Origin of the sequence: Myxococcus dinghuensis, assembly GCF_024198235.1 — a bacterium.
Classification (GTDB): domain Bacteria; phylum Myxococcota; class Myxococcia; order Myxococcales; family Myxococcaceae; genus Myxococcus; species Myxococcus dinghuensis.
In genome coordinates this window covers 82,562-104,060 of the sequence record NZ_JAKCFB010000031.1, presented here as the reverse complement: position 1 = coordinate 104,060, position 21,499 = coordinate 82,562, and the positions used below count along the sequence as shown (strand labels likewise).

The 21,499-nt window shown below is 70.7% G+C and carries 18 protein-coding genes; 10 read left to right on the top strand and 8 right to left on the bottom strand.

All coding sequences use genetic code 11. The annotated features are described in order from the left end of the window. Nucleotides 1-3: 3 nt before the first annotated feature. Both LZ198_RS31065 and LZ198_RS31060 read right to left on the bottom strand, forming a co-directional pair. A complete protein-coding gene (locus tag LZ198_RS31065) occupies nt 4-1,467 on the bottom strand; it encodes a glutamine synthetase family protein (RefSeq protein WP_253975737.1) in 1,464 nt (487 codons plus the stop codon). A 49-nt stretch (nt 1,468-1,516) separates the two neighbouring features. Next, nucleotides 1,517-3,007 carry an aldehyde dehydrogenase family protein gene (locus LZ198_RS31060; RefSeq protein WP_253975736.1) on the bottom strand — a complete coding sequence of 497 codons (1,491 nt, stop codon included), beginning with the start codon at nt 3,005-3,007 and terminating at the stop codon, nt 1,517-1,519. An 89-nt stretch (nt 3,008-3,096) separates the two neighbouring features. On the opposite strand from LZ198_RS31060, the gene LZ198_RS31055 reads away from it, so the two are divergent. The 4 genes from LZ198_RS31055 to LZ198_RS31040 all read left to right on the top strand — a co-directional run bounded on the left by LZ198_RS31055 (nt 3,097) and on the right by LZ198_RS31040 (nt 6,303). Beyond that, a complete protein-coding gene (locus LZ198_RS31055; RefSeq protein WP_253975735.1) occupies nt 3,097-3,852 on the top strand; it encodes a glutamine amidotransferase in 756 nt (251 codons plus the stop codon). Between the two features lie 16 nt (nt 3,853-3,868). Further along, nucleotides 3,869-4,357: a hypothetical protein gene (locus tag LZ198_RS31050; RefSeq protein ID WP_253975734.1), complete on the top strand. Its 489-nt coding sequence runs from the start codon at nt 3,869-3,871 to the stop codon at nt 4,355-4,357. A gap of 95 nt (nt 4,358-4,452) precedes the next feature. After that, a complete protein-coding gene (locus tag LZ198_RS31045; protein ID WP_253975733.1) occupies nt 4,453-4,911 on the top strand; it encodes a hypothetical protein in 459 nt (152 codons plus the stop codon). 159 nt (nt 4,912-5,070) lie between these two features. Further along, on the top strand, nt 5,071-6,303 hold the full coding sequence (locus tag LZ198_RS31040; protein ID WP_253975732.1) for an AI-2E family transporter: 1,233 nt from the start codon (nt 5,071-5,073) through the stop codon (nt 6,301-6,303). 21 nt (nt 6,304-6,324) lie between these two features. Here the strand turns inward: LZ198_RS31040 and LZ198_RS31035 are convergent, their stop codons facing one another. Continuing rightward, nucleotides 6,325-6,639 carry a hypothetical protein gene (locus LZ198_RS31035; protein ID WP_253975731.1) on the bottom strand — a complete coding sequence of 105 codons (315 nt, stop codon included), beginning with the start codon at nt 6,637-6,639 and terminating at the stop codon, nt 6,325-6,327. A 19-nt stretch (nt 6,640-6,658) separates the two neighbouring features. After that, nucleotides 6,659-8,293, bottom strand: a complete 1,635-nt coding sequence (gene rho, locus LZ198_RS31030; protein WP_253975730.1) for a transcription termination factor Rho — start codon at nt 8,291-8,293, stop codon at nt 6,659-6,661. A gap of 589 nt (nt 8,294-8,882) precedes the next feature. Here rho and ligA point away from each other — a divergent pair. The 6 genes from ligA to LZ198_RS31000 all read left to right on the top strand — a co-directional run bounded on the left by ligA (nt 8,883) and on the right by LZ198_RS31000 (nt 17,296). Further along, nucleotides 8,883-10,907, top strand: coding sequence for an NAD-dependent DNA ligase LigA (gene ligA / locus LZ198_RS31025; protein ID WP_253975729.1), 2,025 nt, complete (start codon nt 8,883-8,885; stop codon nt 10,905-10,907). Nucleotides 10,908-10,910: 3 nt separating this feature from the next. Then, entirely contained in the window at nt 10,911-11,207 is a 297-nt protein-coding gene (locus tag LZ198_RS31020; RefSeq protein ID WP_253975728.1) for an acylphosphatase, read from the top strand. Continuing rightward, nucleotides 11,204-11,647, top strand: a complete 444-nt coding sequence (locus LZ198_RS31015; RefSeq protein WP_253975727.1) for a DUF3052 family protein — start codon at nt 11,204-11,206, stop codon at nt 11,645-11,647. Before LZ198_RS31020 ends, LZ198_RS31015 begins: the two co-directional genes overlap by 4 nt. Nucleotides 11,648-12,206: 559 nt before the next feature. Next, nucleotides 12,207-14,933, top strand: coding sequence for an Rne/Rng family ribonuclease (locus LZ198_RS31010; RefSeq protein WP_253975726.1), 2,727 nt, complete (start codon nt 12,207-12,209; stop codon nt 14,931-14,933). A gap of 501 nt (nt 14,934-15,434) precedes the next feature. After that, nucleotides 15,435-16,817 (top strand): YhjD/YihY/BrkB family envelope integrity protein, encoded by a 1,383-nt coding sequence (locus tag LZ198_RS31005; protein ID WP_253975725.1) that lies wholly within the window; start codon nt 15,435-15,437, stop codon nt 16,815-16,817. Between the two features lie 125 nt (nt 16,818-16,942). Next, the gene (locus tag LZ198_RS31000) at nt 16,943-17,296 is read left to right on the top strand and encodes an HU family DNA-binding protein (RefSeq protein WP_253975724.1); all 354 of its coding nucleotides are present in this window, start codon (nt 16,943-16,945) and stop codon (nt 17,294-17,296) included. A gap of 21 nt (nt 17,297-17,317) precedes the next feature. Here LZ198_RS31000 and LZ198_RS30995 read toward each other — a convergent pair whose 3' ends face one another. From LZ198_RS30995 to LZ198_RS30980, 4 genes are read right to left on the bottom strand one after another with little or no spacing between them, the layout of a single operon-like run. Further along, nucleotides 17,318-19,396, bottom strand: coding sequence for a flagellar biosynthesis protein FlhA (locus LZ198_RS30995; RefSeq protein WP_253975723.1), 2,079 nt, complete (start codon nt 19,394-19,396; stop codon nt 17,318-17,320). Beyond that, entirely contained in the window at nt 19,396-20,442 is a 1,047-nt protein-coding gene (locus tag LZ198_RS30990; protein ID WP_253975722.1) for an EscU/YscU/HrcU family type III secretion system export apparatus switch protein, read from the bottom strand. The genes LZ198_RS30995 and LZ198_RS30990 overlap by 1 nt, the downstream gene beginning before the upstream one ends. Next, the gene (locus tag LZ198_RS30985; protein ID WP_253975721.1) at nt 20,439-21,233 is read right to left on the bottom strand and encodes an EscT/YscT/HrcT family type III secretion system export apparatus protein; all 795 of its coding nucleotides are present in this window, start codon (nt 21,231-21,233) and stop codon (nt 20,439-20,441) included. Before LZ198_RS30985 ends, LZ198_RS30990 begins: the two co-directional genes overlap by 4 nt. Then, the gene (locus LZ198_RS30980; protein WP_253975720.1) at nt 21,230-21,499 is read right to left on the bottom strand and encodes a flagellar biosynthetic protein FliQ; all 270 of its coding nucleotides are present in this window, start codon (nt 21,497-21,499) and stop codon (nt 21,230-21,232) included. The genes LZ198_RS30985 and LZ198_RS30980 overlap by 4 nt, the downstream gene beginning before the upstream one ends.

Below are 21,499 nucleotides of genomic sequence, written 5' to 3'. Positions count from 1 at the left end.
TCCTCAGATGAGCTCCAGGTAGCGCTCCAGCTCCCAGTTGGTGACGGCGCGCTCGTACTGGCGCACCTCCCACTCGCGCGTGCGCACGAAGTGGTCCACGAAGCCGTCTCCCAGGAGCGCGCGGGCGCGCTCGCTGTCCTTGAGCAGCGCCACGGCCTCCTTGAGGTTGCGGGGCAATGGCGCCGCGTCCCGGTTGGCGTACGCGTTGGCGTTGCACGCCTGCGGCGGCTCCACCTCGTTCTCGATGCCCCACAGCCCCGCGGCGAGGCTCGCCGCCATGCCGATGTACGCGTTCATGTCCGCGCCCAGCTGGCGGTACTCGATGCGCATCGCCTTGGCGTTCTCACCGATGACACGCACCGCGCAGGTGCGGTTCTCCAGCCCCCAGGTCGCGGTGGTGGGCGCCCAGGTGTTCTCCACGCTGCGCTTGTAGCTGTTGATGGTGGGCCAGTAGAGCGCGGTGAGCTCCGGCATCAGCTCCAGTTGCCCGCCGATGTAGTGGCGCATCAACTGGCTCATCCCGTGGGGAGCGCCCTCCTCGTGGAAGAGGTTGTGCTCGCCCTTCAGGTCCCACAGGGACTGGTGCACGTGGCCGGAGCACCCCGGCAGCCGGGCGTTCACCTTCGCCATGAAGCACGCGGTGAGGCCGTGGCGCGCGCAGATCTCCTTCACCACCGTCTTGAACAGCGCCGCCTTGTCCGCCGCGCGCTCCACGTCGTCGTAGCGGATGGCGGCCTCGAACACGCCCGGGCCCGTCTCCGTGTGGAAGCCCTCGATGTCCAGGCCGAAGCCGTTGCACCCGTCGATGAGCGCGTGCACCAGCGGCGCGTTGAGCGACGTGCGCAGCCACGAGTAGCCGAACATGCCCGGCGTCAGCGGGGTGAGGTCGTGGAAGCCCTTCTCCTTCAGGGAGTGCGGCTGCTCCTTGAAGATGAAGAACTCGTACTCCGCGCCGAAGCGCGGCAGGTAGCCCAGCTCCCGCGCGCGGCCGGCGACCTTCTGGAGCAGTTGCCTGGGACTCGCCTCGAACGGCGAGCCGTCCGCGTTGACGAAGTCCAGCAGGAAGGCCGCGGTGTCCGGCTCCCAGGGAATCATCCGGCCGGTGGCGAGGTCCACCGTGGCGTGCGCGTCCGGATAGCCGGTGTGCCACCCCGTCACCTGGGTGTTGTCGAGCAGCTCGTCGCCCAGGTCCCAGCCGAAGACGACGTCGCAGAAGCCCAGGCCCCCCTTGGCGGCGCTGAGGAACTTGTCCACGGAGATGTACTTGCCGCGCCAGACACCATCCACGTCGATGGCGGCCACCTTCACGTTCTTCACGCCCCGGTCGTCCAACCAGCGCTTCAACGTGTCGGTGCCAGCCGCCTCGCGCCCGGGCGCGCCGCGTACCGCCCCTCCGCGCTCCTTCGCGCGGGCCCTGCGAGCCACGGCCGGATGCGTGAGGACCTTCGCCTTGGGACGCGTCGGCATCGGGACCTTCCTTCCTGGGTGAGACGGGAAGCGCTCTGCTCGGAAATCCTCAGCCGTCCGTCGGCAGCCGCGTCCACACCGCCTTCGTCTGGAGGTAGCCCTCCAGCGCGTGGTGCGACAAATCGCGGCCCCAGCCGGACTCCTTGTAGCCGCCGAACGGCGCGGCATCGTCGAACTCGTTGAAGCAGTTGATCCACACCACGCCGCTCTTGACCTTGCGCGCCAGCGCGTGGGCCTTCGCCACGTCGTGCGTCCACAGCGACGCCGCCAGGCCGTAGAGCGTGCCGTTCGCCAGCTCCAGCGCGTGCGCGTCGTCCCGGAAGCGCAGGCACGCGAGCACCGGGCCGAAGATCTCCTCCTGGGCGATCTTCATGTCCGGCCGCACGTCGCCGAAGATGGTGGGCCGCATGAAGTAGCCCTTCTCCTTGGCCCCCTCCGTGTCGCGCGAGCCGCCCGCCAGCAGCGTCGCGCCCTGCTGCTTGCCGCTCTCCACGTAGCCCAGGATGGTCTCCAGTTGCCGCTGGCTGACCTGCGCGCCCATCTCCGTGCTCGGGTCCAACGGGTCGCCCACGCGCAGCTTGCGCGCGCGCTCCGCCAGCCGCCCCACGAAGGGCTCGTACGCGTCGTCGTGCACGAGCACGCGGCTGCCCGCGTTGCACGTCTCCCCCTTGTTGCCGAAGATGCCCCAGAAGCACGCCTCCACCGCGCGGTCCATGTCCGCGTCGGGGAAGACCACCTGCGGGCTCTTGCCGCCCAGCTCCAGCGTCAGCTTCTTCAGGTTGCTGCCCGCCGACGCCTGCATCAGCCGGCGCGCGGTGCGGCCGGAGCCGGTGAAGGAGATCTTGTCCACGTCCGGGTGGCGGGCGAGCGCCTCGCCCGTGGGGTCGCCATAGCCCGTCACCACGTTGAGGACGCCCGGCGGGAAGCCCGCCTCCAGCGCGAGCGCGCCCAGCTTCATCGCGGTCAGCGGCGTCATCTCCGACGGCTTCACGACCACCGTGCAGCCAGCCGCCAGGGCGGGCCCCAGCTTCCAGCACAGCAGACACGTGGGGTAGTTCCACGGGACGATGGCGCCCACCACGCCCACCGGCTCCTTCAGCACGTACGTGTGGAAGGGGCCGTCCACGGGGAGCACCTCGCCGTGAATCTTGTCCGCCCAGTCCGCGAAGTAGGCCAGCGTGCCCGCGCCGGGCGCGACGTCCCCCCGGATGGCGTCGCGGAACGTCTTGCCGTTGTTGAGCGACTCGACGAGCGCGAACTCCTCGCGGCGCTGCCACAGGAGGTCCGCCAGCTTGCGGATGAGCTTGCCGCGCTCGCGCGCCGACATGCGACTCCACGGACCGGATTCGAAGGCGCGCCGGGCGGCCTTCACCGCGCGGTCCACGTCCGCGGCGGTGGCGCTGGGCACGTCGCACACCTTCTCACCGGTGGCGGGATTCACCACGGGGAGCGTCCCACCCTCGATGGGGTCGACACCCTGTCCGTCGATGAGGAGTTGCAGGACGGGCAGCCGTGGAGTGAGCGAGCGGGCGTCAAGCATGGGGGTTCCTCGGGAGAGCTGGGGAGCGTTCCGGATGAACTGGCCAGGAGCGGACACGGATGGAACGAGAGGGTAGGAATGGCGTCCGGATGCGGCAACCTTCCCGGGTGAAGAACGTCTTGTTGCTGAAAGCCGGCGACGCGGCGGAGCACGTGCGTCTTTCGGTGGGGGATTATGAGCAGTGGTTCCTGCGCACCATTGGACTGTCGGGCTATCGCTTCGACATCCTGCATGTGCATCGGGATGCACCGCTGCCAGCGGACGCGGCCGGCTACGACGCGGTGATGATGACGGGCTCGCCGCTGTCGGTGACGGCGCTGGCGCCGTGGATGCTGCGCGCCGCGGACTTCATGCTGGACGCGGCCGAGCGCGGGACGCCGGTGCTGGGGGTGTGCTTCGGCCACCAGTTGCTCGCGCATGCCTACGGTGGACGCGTCGCGCGCAACCCGCGCGGTCGCGAGACGGGCACCGTCACCGTGTCGCTCACGGACGCGGGGCGCTCGGATGCCCTCTTCGACGGCGTCCCCGAGCACTTCGCCGCGCAGGCCACGCACGAGGACATCGTCCTCGAGGTCCCGGGGAGCGCGCGCGTGCTCGCCGGCAACCCCAACACCGACGCGCAGGCGCTGGCCTTCCGGGCGAACGTACGCGGCGTGCAGTTCCATCCGGAGGCCCACCCGGAGGCCCTGCGTGCCGTCATCGAGGCCCGGTGTGACGGCCTGGAGGCGGAGGCCGTGGCGCGCGGCGAGCCCCCGGGCCACTGCGTCCCCCGGCTGCTGTCCGGACTGCGTCCCACTCCCGCCGGGCCTCGAATCCTGCTGAACTTCCTCGAGCGCTTCACCTGACCTGCCCGAGGCCCCCTTGCCGCGCCACCTGCTCACGCTCCTGCTCGCCCTCCTCGTCTCCGCCTGCTCCCAGGGAGACCTCTGCGCCGAAGCCCCCCGCTGCGACGACTCGGAGGCCCTCAACTGCGAGACGGCCTGCGCCGTGGGGCCCTGCTCCACCGGCCCCATCCTCCAGCGCTGCGAGCAGGGCACCACCTGCACCGTCGTCCCCGGCAGCCGGAGCGACCCGCGCTTCTACCGCTCGCGCGCCGTGTGCGCGGTGAACCTGTCGCTGTGCGACCCCGCCACCGCCGCGGCCCCCACCTGCGACGAGGACGGCCGCTTCGTGACGGGCTGCGGCGCCCACCTCCGCGAGGTCCGCGTCTTCTGCTCCCAGGCGGCCCTGTACTTCGAGGAGGTCCCGCCCTGCTGCAAGGGAGTCCGTCCGGACGGCGGCACGGGCGACGGCGGGGTGGATGGTGGGATTTCCGACGCGGGGACGGAGCTGGACGACGCCGGGAGTTGAGCGGCACCTCCGGCGGGAGCAGGAGACGGGGGACCCGCGAGGACGCCCCCCGCGGCGCCCCTGCCCTCCTCCGCGTCTTGAGGTAGACAAGGGGCATGCCCTCCCGCTGGGACCATCTCTTCGACCTGAAGCCCGTGGCGCTGCTGGACCACCTCCTGGAGGAGGTGGCGAAGCTCCTGGCGAAGGACCTCCAGCGCTGGCCCCCTCCGGTCGAGGAGCTGGACCTGGACACCGGCGGCGCCTTCGCGCCCCTGTTCACCGAGGTCCGTCCCCGCCCCTCGCCCGCCGTCTACACGGAGGCCCTGCGGCTGACGCACTGGGAGCTTTCGCACGAGACGGACGCGTACGACGACTACATGCGCCACAAGCGCTACCTGGAGCGGGGGCTCGGGCCCGACGACCGGCTCGCGCTGCTGTTCCTCTCGCGGTGGCTGACCGAGCAGATGCTCGGCCTGGGCGAGGCGACCGGGGGCCGCATCAAGCGCAAGCACATGCGCCAGTGCCTGGAGCTGCTGGAGGCGAAGCTGCGGCTCGTCCAGGGCGCCCAGGCCTGAGGCCCCCAGCCCCCCCTCCGCCGACTGATGCTGTGAGCACGAACTTTCCGCCCGACCTCGACGGCGTCGCCCGGGGGCGACCGAGCCCCGCGCCGGGCGGGCGGGCGGGACGGGGGGCGGCCCTTGTCAGGGCGAGGGCGGTGCCATAAGCCCGTCTCCATGTCGCAGCCCCTGGACGCCCCGCCTCCGACTCCCATCTCCGACCGTCGCCAGCGCCTGTTGCTGCTGGCGGGGTTGTGGCTCTGCGTGGCCCTGGTCCTCGTGGCCTTCCGCTCCGTGGTGATGCCGTTCGCGGGCGCGGCGCTCATCGCGTACCTGGTGCAGCCCCTGGTGGCGCGCATCACCCGGGTGAAGGTGGCGGGGCGCGCGGTGCCGCGCTGGGTCGCCATCCTGCTCATCTACGCGGGCTTCTTCGTGGGCGTGTACCTGTTCCTGGTCGCGCTCGTGCCCCAGCTGTACCGGGAGCTGGCGCGCATCAGCCGGGACGCGGTGGCGCTGGCCAACACCCTCACGCCGGAGCACATGCAGGAGCTGGCGCAGCGGGGCGAGACGTGGCTGAGCGACCACGGCATCCCCGTGGCCCTCTCCAACCGCGCGCTGGAGGGCGCGGACGCCGCGGGCAGCGGGCACTTCAGCCTGGCGCTGGACCTGGAGCAGTTGCTGGGCGACGCCGTCAAGCGCGCCTCGTCCCTGGTGCAGGAGAACCTGGGCGACATCGTCAACGTGTCGCGCAGCATCGTCGCCTCCGTCGCCGCGGGCATCTTCACGCTCTTCTTCGTGATGATGGTGGCCGCGTTCTTCTCCATCGACGGGCAGGCCATCCGCCGCTACTTCGGCACGCTCGTCCCGCCGGAGCACGCCGCCGACGCGCGCCTGCTCGTCGAGCGCATCGACCGGTCGCTGTCCGGCGTGGTGCGAGGCCAGGTCACCATCTGCGTCGTGAACGGCGCGCTGACGTTCGTGGGGCTCCTGCTGTTCGGCGTGAAGTTCGCGTTCCTGCTGGCGACCATCGCCACCTTCTTCAGCCTCATCCCCATCTTCGGCACCATCCTCAGCTCGGTGCCCATCGTCCTCATCGCGCTCGCGGACGGCTTCAAGAAGGGCGTCTTCATCCTGCTGTGGATCATCGGCATCCACGCGGTGGAGGCGTACTTCCTCAACCCGAAGATCATGGGCCAGGCCGCGCGCATCCACCCCGTCATCGTCGCCTTCTCCCTCATCGCCGGGGAGCGGCTGTTCGGACTGGTGGGCGCGCTGTTCGCCGTCCCCATCGCCGCCATCCTCGTGGCGTGCTTCGACTTCGTGCGCCTCAAGGCCCAGCCCCACGCCGCCGTCGTCACGCCGGAGGCCACGACCGAACTCGCGAAGGTCCAGCAGCCCCCGGCCGCCTGAGCGGGCGGCGCGCGCGCAAGGTCACTGACAGGCGGCGGCGCAGCGGTCGCCGCGACAGACGGGGATGCAGCGGCCGCAGTCGATGGTGCCGGGAGGGCAGCTTCCCGTGCAGGTGACGCCCCCGCAGGTCGGCCCCTCGTCCGCGTGGGTGACGGCGGTGCCGAGCCCACAGCAGGCGTCGGCCACGCAATCGTCATCCGAGTAACAGGTCTTCGACGAGAGGACCGGGGGCGTGTCGCCCACCGGGCCCAGGGGACCCACGTCACATCCCGTCAGGGCTCCGAGTGCCACCCCCATGACGAGGGTGCGCAGACGGACGAGCACGGGGTGGCACATGGGCCCTCCTTCTCCGGGGTTACCGGTTCATCGAGCCGAGGAAGTCGGCGTTCGTCGCCGTCGGACGCATGTGCTTGAGCACGAATTCCATCGCGTCGATGGGCGTGAACGGGTGGAGCACCTGGCGCAGCGCGGTGATGCGCACCAGGTCCGCGGGCGACAGGAGCAGCTCCTCCTTGCGCGTGCCGGACTTGTTGATGTCCAGCGTCGGGAAGATGCGCTTCTCCATCAGCTTGCGGTCCAGGACGATTTCGGAGTTACCCGTGCCCTTGAACTCCTCGAAGATGACCTCGTCCATGCGGCTGCCGGTGTCGATGAGCGCGGTGCCGATGATGGTCAGCGAGCCGCCCTCCTCGATGTTGCGGGCGGCGCCGAAGAAGCGCTTGGGCTTGTGCAGCGCGTTGGCGTCCACGCCGCCGGACAGGATCTTCCCGGACGCGGGCACCACCGTGTTGTAGGCGCGCGCCAGGCGGGTGATGGAGTCCAGCAGGATGCAGACGTCGTACTTCTGCTCGACCAGGCGCTTGGCCTTGTCGATGACCATCTCCGCCACCTGCACGTGGCGCGTGGCGGGCTCGTCGAAGGTGGAGGAGACCACCTCGCCGCGCACGCTGCGCTCCATGTCCGTCACTTCCTCCGGGCGCTCGTCCACGAGCAGCACGATGAGGTAGACGTCCGGGTGGTTGCGGCTGATGGCGTGCGCGATGTTCTGCAGGAGCACCGTCTTGCCGGCCTTGGGGGGCGCCACGATGAGGCAGCGCTGGCCCAGACCGATGGGACAGAACATGTCGATGATGCGCGTGGTCATCTCCGACGACTCGTGCTCCAGCTTGAGCTTGCGCGTCGGATACAGCGGCGTGAGGTTGTCGAACAGGATGCGCTCGCGCGCCGCGTCCGACATGGGGTCCGCGAAGTTGACCTTGTCGACCTTCTGCAGCGCGAAGAAGCGCTCGCCCTCGCGCGGCTGGCGGATGGGGCCCGTCACCGTGTCGCCGGGCCGCAGGTTGAAGCGGCGCACCTGCGACGGGGAGACGTAGATGTCGTCCGGGCTGGGCTGGTAGTCGCTGTCCGCGCTGCGCAGGAAGCCGAAGCCGTCGCTGAGCAGCTCCATCACGCCTTCGGCGTGGACCTCGAAGCGCTTGTCCGCGATGCCGCCGAGCAGCGCGAAGATGAGGTCCTGCTTCTTCAGGCCCTGGTAGCCCTCGATGCCCACGTCGTGGGCCATCTTCGCCAGCTCCGTGATCTTCATCCGCTTCAGGTCATTGAGCTTGATGACCTGCATGGGCGCGCCGTCGCCGCGGGAGACCTCGGGGATGGCGGGGGACTCGGGCGCCTCGGGCGCGGGAGGCAGGGAGGCGGCGGGCTGCTCGTCGCCACCGGAGATGCGGGCCTCCTGGAGGTCGTCGTCTCGCACGGGGCGGGAGATGGGCGTGAGCACCGGGCGGGGCGTCTCGACGCTCGCCTCCGCGGCCTCCGCCTCCACCTCTTCGGCCGGGGCTTCCTCGTCACGGCGGGCGCGGCGGGTGCGGGTGGGCTTCTCCTCCTCCCTGTCGGCGGTCTTCGCCGCCGCGCGCTTGCGACGGGGCTTGTCGTCGGCCTCGACGGGTGCGGCGACGTCGGCGGCCTTCTCTCTCGAAGTACGGGCTTTGCGCATGTCTGGGAACGCTTGGGGGAGGATTGAGGTGCCCGAGGACTCGGACGGTGATTGGCGGGAGATGTCCGCGCGGTCCTCGGAAGCACCTTCCATGAGGACGACCCTACCGGAATCCCTGGACGGGACTGCGCGGGCGCGGGCCGGTGGTTGGGGAAGAGATGGCGCCGTCGAAATACCTGCGCCAGTGAACCGCGCGGGGACGTTATTGACCCCCTCCAGGCCTGTCAAGGCATCTTGGGGGCCGTCGGATCGGTCTCTTCCGTCTGAGCAACAGGAAGCGCGGACCCGACATTTCCATTCCCGCCAAGGACCTCCCAGGTGGGTCCACCCCCATGCGCGCCGTGCCCGCGCGCCGCCCTGGCCACCCGACCCGGCGGGGCCCCGCTCCACCCCGGCGTGTGCCGCCCCGTCTCCAGGCAGCCCGTCCCCCGGTACGGCCGAGGTGTCGTCCCACCTCCCGGGGAGTCCACCCGCACCGGGAAATCCCCGCTGTCCGGGCGGTGCTGACGGGGTGTCGGAGGGACGCTCTAGATTGCGTGGCACCGGATGCGCCCTCGCGGGGCGCGATTTGGGGTAAGGACCGCGAACCGTGGACGACTTCAAGACCGCCGAAGCCCGAGCCCGAGAGCTCCGCCGTGAGCTGGCCCACCACAACCACCGCTACTACGTCCTCGACTCGCCGGAGATCAGCGACGCGCAATACGACACGCTGATGCGCGAGCTGCAGGCGCTGGAGGACGGACACCCGTCGCTCCAGACGCCGGACTCGCCCACCCAGCGCGTGGGCGGCAAGGCGGCGGACGAGTTCGGCGAGGTGGTCCACCGCGTGCCCATGTTGTCCCTGGCGAACATCTTCGAGGACGAGGGCCTGGGGGAGTTCGACGAGCGCATCCGCAAGCTGCTGGGCACCGCGGGCGTCATGTATGTGTGCGAGCCCAAGCTGGACGGGCTCGCCATCGCCCTGCGCTACGAGCAGGGCCGCTTCGTCCAGGGCGCCACGCGCGGCGACGGCACCACGGGCGAGGACGTCACGGGCAACCTGCGCACCATCCGCAGCCTGCCCATGGAGCTGTTCCCGCAGGACGGGGTGAAGGTGCCCGCGGTGCTGGAGGTGCGCGGCGAGGTCTTCATCCGCAAGGCGGACTTCCAGAAGCTCAACGAGAAGCGCGAGGAGGAGGGCGAGCCGCTCTTCGCCAACCCGCGCAACGCGGCGGCCGGCAGCCTGCGCCAGCTGGACCCGAAGGAGACGGCCTCGCGCCCGCTCTCCGTCTACCTGTACGAGTGCGTCCCCTCCGACGGCGTCCCCGCCTTCAAGTCGCACATCGAGAAGCTGGAGTACCTGAAGACGCTGGGCCTGCCCATCAACCGCTACGTGCGCGCGCAAGGCATCGACGGCGTGCGCCAGGCCTATGACGCCTCCCTGAAGGGCCGCCACGAGCTGCCCTTCGAGGTGGACGGCATGGTGGTGAAGGTGGACGACGAGGACCAGCGCCGCCGGCTGGGCCAGGTGTCGAAGAGCCCGCGCTGGGCGGTGGCGTACAAGTTCCCGCCGGAGGAGGAGTCCACGGAGGTGCTGGACATCGGCATCCAGGTGGGCCGCACCGGCGCGCTGACGCCGGTGGCGCACCTCAAGCCGGTGAAGGTGGGCGGCGTCACCGTGGCGCGCGCCACCCTGCACAACGAGGACGAGCTGCGCCGCAAGGACGTGCGCAAGGGCGACACCGTCTTCGTGCGCCGCGCGGGCGACGTGATTCCGGAGATCGTCTCCACGGTGTTGTCCAAGCGCCCCGCGGACTCGCGGCCGTTCGAGTTCCCCCAGCACTGCCCGGTGTGCGGCGCGGTGGCGGTGAAGGACGAGGACGGCGCCGTCATCCGCTGCACGGGCGCGTCCTGCCCCGCGCAGCTGGTGGAGAAGATCCGCCACTTCGCCAGCCGCATCGCCATGGACATCGAGGGCCTGGGCGACAAGCTGGCCGCGCAGCTGGTGGCCACCGGCGAGGTGAAGACGTTCGCGGACCTCTACGCGCTCACCAAGGCGCGGCTGCTGAAGCTCGAGCGCATGGGGGACAAGAGCGCGGAGAACCTGCTGGCCTCCGTGGACCGCTCCAAGCAGACCACGCAGCGGCGCTTCCTGTACTCGCTGGGCATCCGCCACGTGGGGGACGCCACCGCCAAGGCGCTCGCGGAGGCCTTCCCGGACGTGCGGCAGCTGTTCACCGCGCCGCTGGAGGACATCACCCGGGTGAAGGACGTGGGCCCGGTCATGGCGCAGGTCATCCACGCCTTCTTCCAGGAGCCCCAGAACCGGGAGGCCATCGAGGCGCTCCTGCGCGCGGGTGTCTCCCCTGCCCCGCCCCAGGTCAGCGCGAACGGGCCGTTCGTCGGAAAGACGGTGGTGCTCACCGGCTCGATGACGGGTATGACTCGGGAGCAGGCGAAGGAGGAGGTGGAGCGTCGGGGCGGGAAGGTGGCGGGAAGTGTCTCGCGCAAGACCGATTTCGTCGTGGCCGGGGAGGATGCCGGCAGCAAGCTGAAGAAGGCGCAGGAACTCGGGGTAAGAATCCTGGACGAGGAGGCGTTCCTGCAGCTCCTGCAGACCGACGCCCGAGGGTGAAGCGTGGGTTCCAACAACGGCGCGCGGCGGGCGGCGCTGCGCATCCAGGGCAAGGTCCAGGGCGTGTTCTTCCGGGAGAGCGCCCGGGTCGAGGCCTCCCGGCTGGGTCTCACCGGCTGGGTGCGCAATCGTCCGGACGGTTCGGTGGAGGCGGTGGTGGAGGGGGAAGCGGAGAAGCTGGAGCAGTTCGTCGGCTGGTGTCATCGCGGTCCGGCCCAGGCGCGTGTCGACGGCGTCGAGCGCACGGACGGCGAGGCCACTGGCGAGTTCAGTCACTTCATCGTGGAGCGCACATCATGACGCCCTACGCGCTGGCCTCGCTGCCAGCCATGCTGGGCATCCGGGCCGGGTCCAAGGTGTCCGTCATCAACCCGCCGCGCGGATTCGTCCAGAAGCTCAACCCCCTGCCGGACGGCGTGGAGTTCCTCGTCACCGCGCAGACCGGCCTGGACGTCATCCTCTTCTTCTCCCATGACGCCCAGGAGCTGGTGCAGCGGCTGCCCGCCCTGGCGCGCGCCATGGCGCTCACCGGCGGCATCTGGGTGTGCTGGCCCGGGGGCGAGGGCATCAAGACGAGCCTCTCCGAGGACTTCGTGCGCCAGGCGGCGCTCGACATCGGTCTGGTCGACAACAAGATCTGCCTCATCGACGAGACCTGGACCGGCCTCAGGCTGGTGCGCCGGCCCCGGGGGCGGCTGGACAAGCCCGAGGGCCGCAAGCAGGCCCCCGCCCAGGCGTAGGACCAGCCAGGTCGCTCCCCCGGCATCTGCCCGACAGTGGATGGATGCCGTTTCTCGGCTTTACACGTGTGGCGGGGGCGTGAAAAACTCCCCGAGTTTCTGGGCGCTTGTGTGACGCTCCGCGTTGGCGAAGGTCACGCCCAGTCGTGAATTTTTGACGGGTTGCGTTCCCGGTTTCCTCCGGGCGCGCCGGCTGCGCCGGGGCTCCAAGTCGCCCCCCCAAGGTGACCCACTGAAGGGCACCGACCGGGTGAGGATGGAAGGAGCGGGCGGCACGCGCGTGGTGGAGGGTCTCGAACGCGTTTTTGAAGACAAGGCTCCGCCCGGCAGGGTGCCGGTGGCAAAGCGGAGCGAGTGAACTCGGAGGAGCAGGCGGTGGTCCCCTTGGCCCTCGAAAGCACGATGCGCGCCGCACCTGGACCTGGGTCCGGGCCGGCCATCCTGTTCGAGGGTCCGCCGGAGACCGCCTCTCCCATCGCAGCGTGCTCGGAGGCGCGGCGTCTTGCCGCCTCCCGTCCGGTGAGGTCCGCTCTACCGCGCGCGCGTGCAGGATTCGTCCATGAGCAGCATCCTGGTCATCAACGCCGCGGGTCGCGAGACGCGCGTGGCGCTCGTCGAGAACGGGCACATCGCGGAGTTCTATCTCGAGCGTAAGAAGGACAAGGGCGTCGTCGGCAACATCTACAAGGGTCGCGTCGTCCGGGTGCTCCCGGGCATGCAGGCGGCCTTCGTGGACATCGGCCTGGACAAGGCCGCGTTCCTCTACGTCAGCGACGTGGTCTACGACCCGGACTTCGCGCGCGCGCAGTTCGAGCTGACCGAGGGCGAGCACGAGGACGCTCCGGACGTCCCCTCGGAGTCGGAGGTCGAGGCGGCGGAGCTGGCCGCGCACGACGGCGGGCACCCGGCGGAGGCGGAGGTGGAGGCGGAGGAACTGGCCGCGGAGGCCGCCGCCCGCACGGAGTCGCTGCCCCGGGACACGCTCCTGGAGCTGGCGGCCAACGCGCCGTCGGTGACGCCGTCCGACGTGGTGCCCGAGTCCAACGGGGAGGCCCCGGCGTCGAGCGCGCCGGAGGGCGAGACGGCCCCCGCGCTGGAGGCGGCCCCCGTGGCCGTCGCGGTGGTGGAGGCGTCGGTGTCCGCGGAGACGGAGGCGGGCGCTGCCGAGCCCGCGCTGACCGAGGAGGCGGCCGCCGCGGCGCTCGCGGTGGCGATGCTGCCCCTGGAGCCGCCTCCGCACGCGGCCTCGGCGCTGAGTGAGCTCATCCCCTCCCCCACGGGCGAGGCCGCTCCGGCGGTGACGGGCAAGCCGGCCGAGGTCTCCGGCGAGCGCCGGACGCCGCGCGAGGCGCGCGAGGCCCGTGAGCCGCGCTCCCGCGAGGGCCGGGAGAAGGACAAGGGGCGGCACAAGGAGGAGAAGCGCCGCGACAAGCGCGACGAGGAGAAGGCCAAGCCGCGCCGGACGGACAAGATCGAAGACCTGCTGAAGGTGGGCCAGGAGGTCGTGGTCCAGATCTCCAAGGACCCCATCGGCACGAAGGGCGCGCGCCTCACCTCGCACATCTCCATCCCGGGCCGTCAGCTCGTGTTCATGCCCACGGTGGACCACGTGGGCATCAGCCGCCGCATCTCCAACGAGAAGGAGCGCCGGCGGCTGCGCGAAATCGTGGACCGGCTGCGTCCGCCCGGCACGGGCTTCATCGTGCGCACGGTGGCGGAGAACGTGCCGCAGGAGAAGCTGGAGAGCGACATCCGGTTCCTCATCGAGGTGTGGAACCAGGTCGTCCGCAAGAACGAGAAGCGGGGCGGCCCGGGCCTCTTGCACCCGGACCTGGACCTCATCCTGCGCGCGACGCGCGACCTGTTCGCGCACGACGTGGAGAAGCTCGTCGTCGACGACCGCGAGGAGTACGAGCGCATCCTCGGCTTCGTCACCGCGCAGGACCCGGCGCTGCGCGACCGCGTGGCGCTGCACGAGGGTGACGACACCGTCTTCGACGCGTACGGCATCGAGCAGGAGCTGCAGCGCGCCACCCAGCGCAAGGTGTGGCTGAAGAGCGGCGGCTACCTCATCATCGACCAGGCCGAGGCCCTCACGGCCATCGACGTCAACTCCGGGCGCTACGTCGGAAAGAAGAGCCTCGAGGAGACCATCACCAAGATCAACGTCGAGGCGGCCAAGGAGATCGTCTACCAGCTCCGGCTGCGCAACATCGGCGGCATCATCATCTGCGACTTCATCGACATGGAGAAGGCGCAGAACCGGGACAAGGTCTTCAAGGCGCTGCAGGAGGCGCTGGGGCGCGACAAGGCGAAGACGAACGTGCTGCGCATCTCCGAGCTGGGGCTCGTGGAGATGACGCGCAAGCGCGTGCGCGAGTCCATCGGGCGCGTGCTGCACGAGGACTGCCCGTACTGCGACGGCAACGGCTTCGTGAAGACGGCCACCACGGTGGCGTATGAGATCTTCCGGGAGATCCGCCGCGAGGCGCCCGGCTACAAGGACTCGACGCTGGTCATCAACTGCAACGCGGAGGTCGCGCGCCTGCTCCAGGGCGAGGAGCGCACCGAGTTGCGGCACCTCATGGACCGGTACAACAAGTCCATCCAGGTCAAGGCGCAGCAGAACTACCACCGCGAGCAGTACGACATCTACGGTCGCTCCGCGACGGGCCCCGAGCACAAGGTGGCGTCGTCCCCGGGCTCCGGCGATGGCGAGCTGGCCATGCAGCAGCGCAAGCCGGACAGCGGTGGCTACGGGCGCCAGGACCAGGGCCGGCGCAGCGGTGGCGACCGGGGCAACAACCGGGAGCGGGACCGCGGCGAGCGCCGTGACGACCGCCGAGACGGTCGTCGGGGCGGTGGCGAGCGCGGCGGAGAGCGTCCTCGGGGCGAGCGCGGTGGTGAGCGCGGCGAACGGGGCGGTGGCGAGCGGAGCGAGCGCGGCGGTGGCGAACGGAACGAGCGCGGCGAGCGTGGTGGTGGCGAGCGGAACGAGCGCGGCGAGCGCGGTGGTGGCGAGCGGAACGAGCGCGGCGAGCGCGGTGACCGGGGCGAGCGTGGAGACCGGGGCGAGCGTGGAGACCGGGGTGAGCGCGGTGACCGGGGCGAGCGCGGTGAGCGCCGTGGTGGAGAGCGCGGCGAGCGCGGCGGAAACGCGGGCGCGCAGGGAGGAAACACGCCTGCCGCAGGCGGAGAGAACGCTGGCGGCGCGACGCCTCCCTCGACGACCTCTGGCTCGAACCCGGGCGATGGCTCGGACTCCTCGGGTGGCAACGCGACCTGAGCCTCACCCCGAGGCGGTGCACCCCGGCACCGCCATCGGGGGACGTTGAGCTGTCCGGGGGGCCGCGCCCGTTGCCATGGCGCGGCCCACCTGCGGAACGAGCGCGCTCCGAGGCGGTGCATCATCCCTGGCACCGCCATCAGGGAACCTTGAGCCGTCCGGGCCGAGCCCGTTGTCGCGACGCAGCCCCCGCCCAGGAGCACCGCGACGGCTCGACAGTCACGGCCGGTCATCCGCCGAGCCAGCATGCGTGCCTCGCATCGGAGGATGCCCTCACGGCGCGAGACCCGACCCCGACGCACTGAACACGGTGGTTGGGTGTCCGTGAGTGTCGCCGTCCAGGCTCTGGGGTGGGCTGGCTCTCCTGGCCCTGCTTTGGCTAGCCTGACCGTCCACACCCCGGATGACACTCCCTCCTCCCACCCCGCCGGCGTCATCGCCGAGCCCCTGTCCCCACGATTCTCGCCGGGCACCCGCCCGCGGGCACGGGAGCGCGTGAGGTTGGCTCCGTCTCCGCTTTCATGGCTTCGGGCCACCCGGGAGCGCGCATGGGCGTGGGCGCTGCGGGTCTGGGCGCCACTCGACGGCACGCCCGTCGGTCGGTTCGCGACGGACACGCTGCTCGCCGCACGGACGGTGATGCAGGGCTTCCGCGGCGAGAACCTCCGGCTGCGCGCCGCGGCGCTGACCTACATCAGCATGTTCTCGCTGGTGCCGTTGCTGACCGTCGGCCTGGTCCTGCTGAACGCCTTCCACCAGGAGCGCTTCGAGGAGCGCCTGCGCGCGGTCGTCCGAGAGGTGCTCGCACCGGGCGTCCAGGAGAAGTCCGCCGCCATCCTCAACCGCTTGCTGGAGCAGAGCAGCTCCGTCGCCATCGGCAGCGTGGGCTTCCTGGCCATCCTCCTGTCCGCGGGCTCGCTGTTGCGCCACATCGACGGAGAGGTGAACGAGCTGTGGGGCATCCGGCGCCAGCGCCCCTGGGGCATCCGCCTGCTCATCTACGCGGGTCTGTTGCTCCTGGGCCCCGTCTTCCTGGCCGCGTCCTTCACGGGGACACGCGCCGTGCGCGGCGTGCTCCAGAACCTGCCCTACCCTGGCGCCTTCATCGCGCTCGGCACCACCCTCATCGCCGTGGTGGGGCTGACGATGCTGTACTACTGGACCCCCTACGCACACGTGCGCGTGCGCTCGGCGCTCGCGGGCGGGCTCGTCGGGGGGCTCGGGTGGATGCTGGCCAAGTCCCTCTACGCCGAGTTCGCCGCGCGCAGCTTCCGCTACAACCTGCTCTACGCGTCACTCAGCGCACTGCCGCTGTTCCTCGCCTGGGTCTACGTCAGTTGGCTGCTGCTGCTGTTCGGAGCACGCCTCTCCTACGCGGTGGAGCACACCGCCTTCCGGGATTCGCTCTTCGCCTTCGGCACCCACCCGCGAGCGTACGAGTTGGTGGCGTCCCGCATCGCCCAGGAGACGACGCTGACCTGGGTCGATGGCGGGCAGGCCCCGACGCCCCGCGAGCTGGCGACCCGGCTCCGGGTCCCCGAGTCGCTCGTCCACGAGGTCGTCGACCGGATGGTGGCGGCTGGCCTCCTGGAGCGCCTGCGCAGAGGGGGGCTACGGCCCGCCAGGGACCCCGCGTCCCTCACCCTGGCGGACACCACGCTCGCCGTCCACGGGGTGATGATCACCGGTGGCGCGGACACGTGGGACGGGCCCAAGGCCTCCGGCTTCGAGCAGGTCGAGCGCTTCTTCCAGGAAGCGGACTGCCTCGGCATCGAGCGTCTGCGCCGCACCCGCTGGACGGACCTGGTCGTCGCGCTGCGCCCTGAGGTGGCCGGGCTCCCTCCCTCGGAGGCCCCCAAGGTGGCAGCCAGCGGAAATCCGTAAAGTTTCTAGGTGGTTGGGAGCCCACCCTGCTTGCAGTGTCGATGCGTTCTGTTATGTTTTCCGGATTCGACCACGGGCCAGAGTGCCCTGTTGCGAAGGGGTCACCGGGTTTGCGGGAGCGTCCGATGCTCAAGTCCGATCTGATCAACATCCTCGTGGCCAAGCGGGGCGTGACGCAGAAGCAGGCTGAGGCCACCATCGAGACGATTTTCGAGTCGATGAAGGATGCCCTCTGTCGCGGCGAGAACATCGAGATCCGCGGACTCGGTGCCTTCCACGTCAAGAACTACCAGGGCTACCAGGGCCGCAACCCCAAGACGGGACAGGTCATCCCGGTGAAGCCCAAGCGGGGCCTGCTCTTCCGCACCGGCAAGGAGCTGAGGGATCGCGTCAACCGCCCTGCCCCGCAGCAGGCCCAGAGCGAGCTGCCGGGAGCCCCGGAGAGCAAGGGCCCAGGCAGCACCGGCACCGGTCTCTGAGCCGCATCATCGACGGTCCGGTCAGCCCCCCTGCCCCAGCGGCACGGGAGAGAGCCGACCGATGGGCCGGACCTGCAGCCCCCCGTCCAGCTCCCCATAGGTGAGCACGGCCACGTCCGGGAACGCCCCCTCGCACAGCTTGCGCAACGAGCGCCGGACGTCCGGAGAGGTGAGCAGCACCGCGCGGCCTCCCGAAGCCACCTGTTTGACGCCCTCCAGGATCTCCGCCACCCGCTCCGGGTCCGGTGAAGCCCCGCGGGGGCCCGAGCCCCGCAGCACGTCCTCCACCTCCGGGTCCACGAGGTATGCGTAGAGCGGTCCGCTCGGCGCGAACTTGTGGCTGAGATAGCGGCGCAGCGCCTGGCGGCAGCGCTCGGAGAGCGCGGCGGCGTCGCCCTCGGTCGTGGGGGCGACGAGCGCCTCCAGGATGGCCCGCATGTCGCGGATGCTGACGCCCTCCTGGAGGAGCTTCCGCAGCACATCCGTCAGCAGCGGGAGTGGGACCTTCTGGAGCGCCTCTTTCACGAGGACGGGGCTCCGGGCCTCCAGCCCCTCGAGCAACCCCTGAACGTCCTGGAGTCCCAGCAGCTCCGCCGCGCGCAGCCGCAGCACGCCCCGGAGGTGGTCCGCGAGCAGCTCTCCGGCCCGCAGGACCTGGACCTGCGCCAGCTCCAACGCGGCCCTGCCGGCCTCGGATACGCGGCTGATGCTCCTGCCCGTCAGCGGCTCCACGGCGGGCTCGGCCTTCACCTGGAGGAAGGCGAGCTCGTCCGGAGGCGCCAGCGCATAGAGCGCCGCCGGAGTGAGCTGACCGCCTCCCGCCGGCACCTCGTCCACCAGGATGCGGTACTCCCCCGGAGACAGATACGCGGCGTGGGTCCGCACCCGGATGCCGGGCACACGGACCCCCAGTTCGAAGAACAGCTCGTCACGGACGGCGTTCAACGTCTTGTGGACGAACGCCCCTCCGTCCTCCTGCGCCAGGACCGTCAGGTCCGGAGCGAGGTCCAGCGTGAGCGGTGACACGCCCACGGGAATGGCGGCGCTCTCGGGAGGAGCCCCTTCCCTCCCCTCTCCGGTGGGCACCCCCGCCTTCTCCGTCCCTGCCTTCGCCTCCGCCACCACGCGCCCGCTCCGGCCAACCGCGTGCCCCAGCCCGCCCAGTCCCGCCGCGAGCACGAGGAACGTCAGGTGTGGCATCCCCGGCATGAAGGCCAGGGCCCCACAGAGCCCCGCGACCACCCAGAGCGTCCGGGCCTCGCCGAAGAACTGCGCGCCAATCTCCACGCCCAGCGACGCGTCCTCCTTCTCCGCGGCCACCCGCGTGACGACCAACCCGGCCGCCACCGCGATGCACAGGGAGGGCACCTGCGAGACCAGGCCATCACCAATGGCGATGAGCGCGAAGGTCGACGCCGCCTCCGACAGCGACATCCCGCCCTGCAACATGCCGATGAGCGAGCCGCCCAGCAGGTTGACGGCGACGATGACGAGGCCCGCGATGACGTCCCCCTTCACGAACTTCATCGCGCCATCCATCGCCCCGAACATCTGGGACTCGCGCTCCAGGTCCCTCCGGCGCCGCCGAGCCTGCGCCTGGTCGATGGCCCCCGCGCGCAGGTCCGCGTCGATGGACATCTGCTTGCCCGGCATCGCGTCCAAGGTGAACCGGGCGGACACCTCCGCGACCCGCTCCGCGCCCTTCGTCACCACCAGCAACTGCACGAGCGTGAGGATGGCGAACACCACCGCGCCCACGACGTAGTCCCCCCGGACCACGAACTCACCGAACGCCTGGATGACCTCTCCGGCATGCCCCTCCGCCAGCGCCAGTCGCGTCGACGACACGTTGAGCGACAGCCGGAACAGCGTGGTGAACAAGAGCAGCGTGGGGAAGGACGTCACCTGGAGCGCGTCCCTCGCGCGCAACGCGGCCACCAGCAGGGCCACCGAGGCCGCCAGGTTCACGGCCAGCCCCGCGTCCAGCAACCACGCGGGCAGCGGGATGATGAGCGCGCCCAGCACGGCCGCCATCGCCACCGCCAGCACCATGTCCGCCGAGCTCCGGGCCCTCTCCAACACCTTCATCAACACATGCATCACGTCTGTCTCCGTGGATGGACGTCCGCGTCTCGCGTCTCCATCGCCGTGCGGAGGACGACCGCCGCCGCCTGGTAGAGTTCCTCGGGAATGGGCTCGCCCACGTCGTAGTGGATGAGGCTGCGTGCCAGTGGGATGTCCCGGACGATGGGAACCCCCAACCGCAGGGCCTCCTCCCGCAGCGACAGCGCCTCCTCCTCCCGGGCCTTGGCCACGAGATAGGGCGCCTCACATTCTCGCGCGTCGTAGCGAAGCGCGACCGCGATGTGCGTGGGGTTGATGACCACGGCGCTGGCCTTTTGCACCCCACGTGCCGGGCCCCCCTGGGCCAGTTGGCGATGCAAGGCGCGTCGTTGTCCCTTGTGGCGCGGATCTCCCTCGCTCTCGCGGAACTCCCGCTTCAGCTCCTCGCGGCTCATCATCAAGTCCCGCAGGTGACGTCGCCGGGCCAGCGCGTAGTCCCCGACACCGAGCACGAACAACACCCACGCCACCCGGACGACGAGCGCCTCCCAGGGAGCCAGCAACCGGGACAGCCCCTCCGCGCCCTCCAGCCAGGAGGCCTGCAGCACCTCACCACCCAGCGCCTCCACGTCGTTCCACACGAGCACCGCGACCACCACCACCATCCCGAGCGCCACCCCCGCCTCACGCAGGGGGCGCAGGCTGAACAGCCGCTTGAATCCCGCCGCGGGGCTGATGCGCTCCAGCTTCGGGAGCACGTGCAGCGGGTTCGACTCGAACCCCACGGTGGCGAGGCTCACTAGGAGCGACGCCGCGAGCGCGCCACCACACGCGGGGCCACACAGACGAACCCAGAGCCAGGTCGCCTCCTCCCAGGCCCCCTCCATTCGCTGCGACGAGAACAGCCGGGCCGCCCATTCACGCAGATGGGCGAGCCCCGAGGAGGCTCCCGCGAGGAGGCCCAGCACGCCTCCGAGCGTCACCGCGCTGGAGGACAAGAGCCGGCTGCGGGGAATCTGCCCCTTGCGCCGCGCCTCTCGCAGCCGCTTCGGTGACGGCTGCTCCGTCTTCTCGCCACTCATCGCCCCAGCCCCCCGAGCAACCCGAGAGCGCCCTCCGTGGACGAGACCTCCACCAGCAGGCGCTCGCACAACAACCCCACGCCCAGCCAGAGCACCACGCCGCCCCCCAGGATCCTCAGCGGCGCGCCCAGCTCCTGGATCCCCACCTGGGGAGCCGCGCGCGACGCCATCCCCAGGAAGCAATCCACCGTCAGCGTGGCGGCCGCCACCGGCGCCCCCACGGCCAACCCCGTGGCCAGCGCCCCCCCCGACAGCAGGACCACGTGCGTCGTCGCCGCCTCAGTGGGCACGAACGCGCCCAACCCCACCACACCGAAGCCCCGGACCAGCGCTCCCACGACCACTGGGAACAAGGGCCCGGAGACCACCAGCGCGACGAGGAGCTGATGGAGCCCGTCTCCCGTGGCCGACTCCCGGCTCCCCGCCACCGGCAGGCTCGCCTCGGCCGAGGTCCCCCGAAAGAGGTCGATGAACCGCCCACCCATCCGGGCCGCGTCGAACGGGAGCGCGGAGATCAACCCGATGGACGCCCCGTAGACCAGCTCCCGCACCACCAGCCCTCCCAGCGCCAGCGAGGACTCCACCGGCGCCGGCAGGGCGACACCCGCTTCGAGATGGAGGAACAGCGACAGCCCGAGCACGAGCCCCAACCGCACCGTCGTCGGCGTGGCCTGCCCTCCCAACAGCGGGCACAGGAAGGCCACGGGGAGCAGCCGCGTGGCACACAACGCCACGGCGATGAGGCTCGGGCCCAGCGCCTCGAGCTGTGCGCCGAGCATCTCCAGGTTCATACGGACACCTCGGCGATGAGCATCAACAGTTGGTGGGTGAACCGCGTGAGCTGCGCGGCGATCCACGGCCCCGAGAGCACCAGGGCCACCACCGCCGCGACGAGCTTCGGCACCACCGACAACGTGCTCTCCTGCAGTTGGGTCGTCGCCTGGAACAAGCTCGACAGGAAGCCCACGAACAGGCTCGCTCCGATGGGCGGCAACGACGCGAGCACCATCAGCAGCAGCGCCTCGCGGCCCAGGGTGAGCAACAGGTCCTGGGTCAT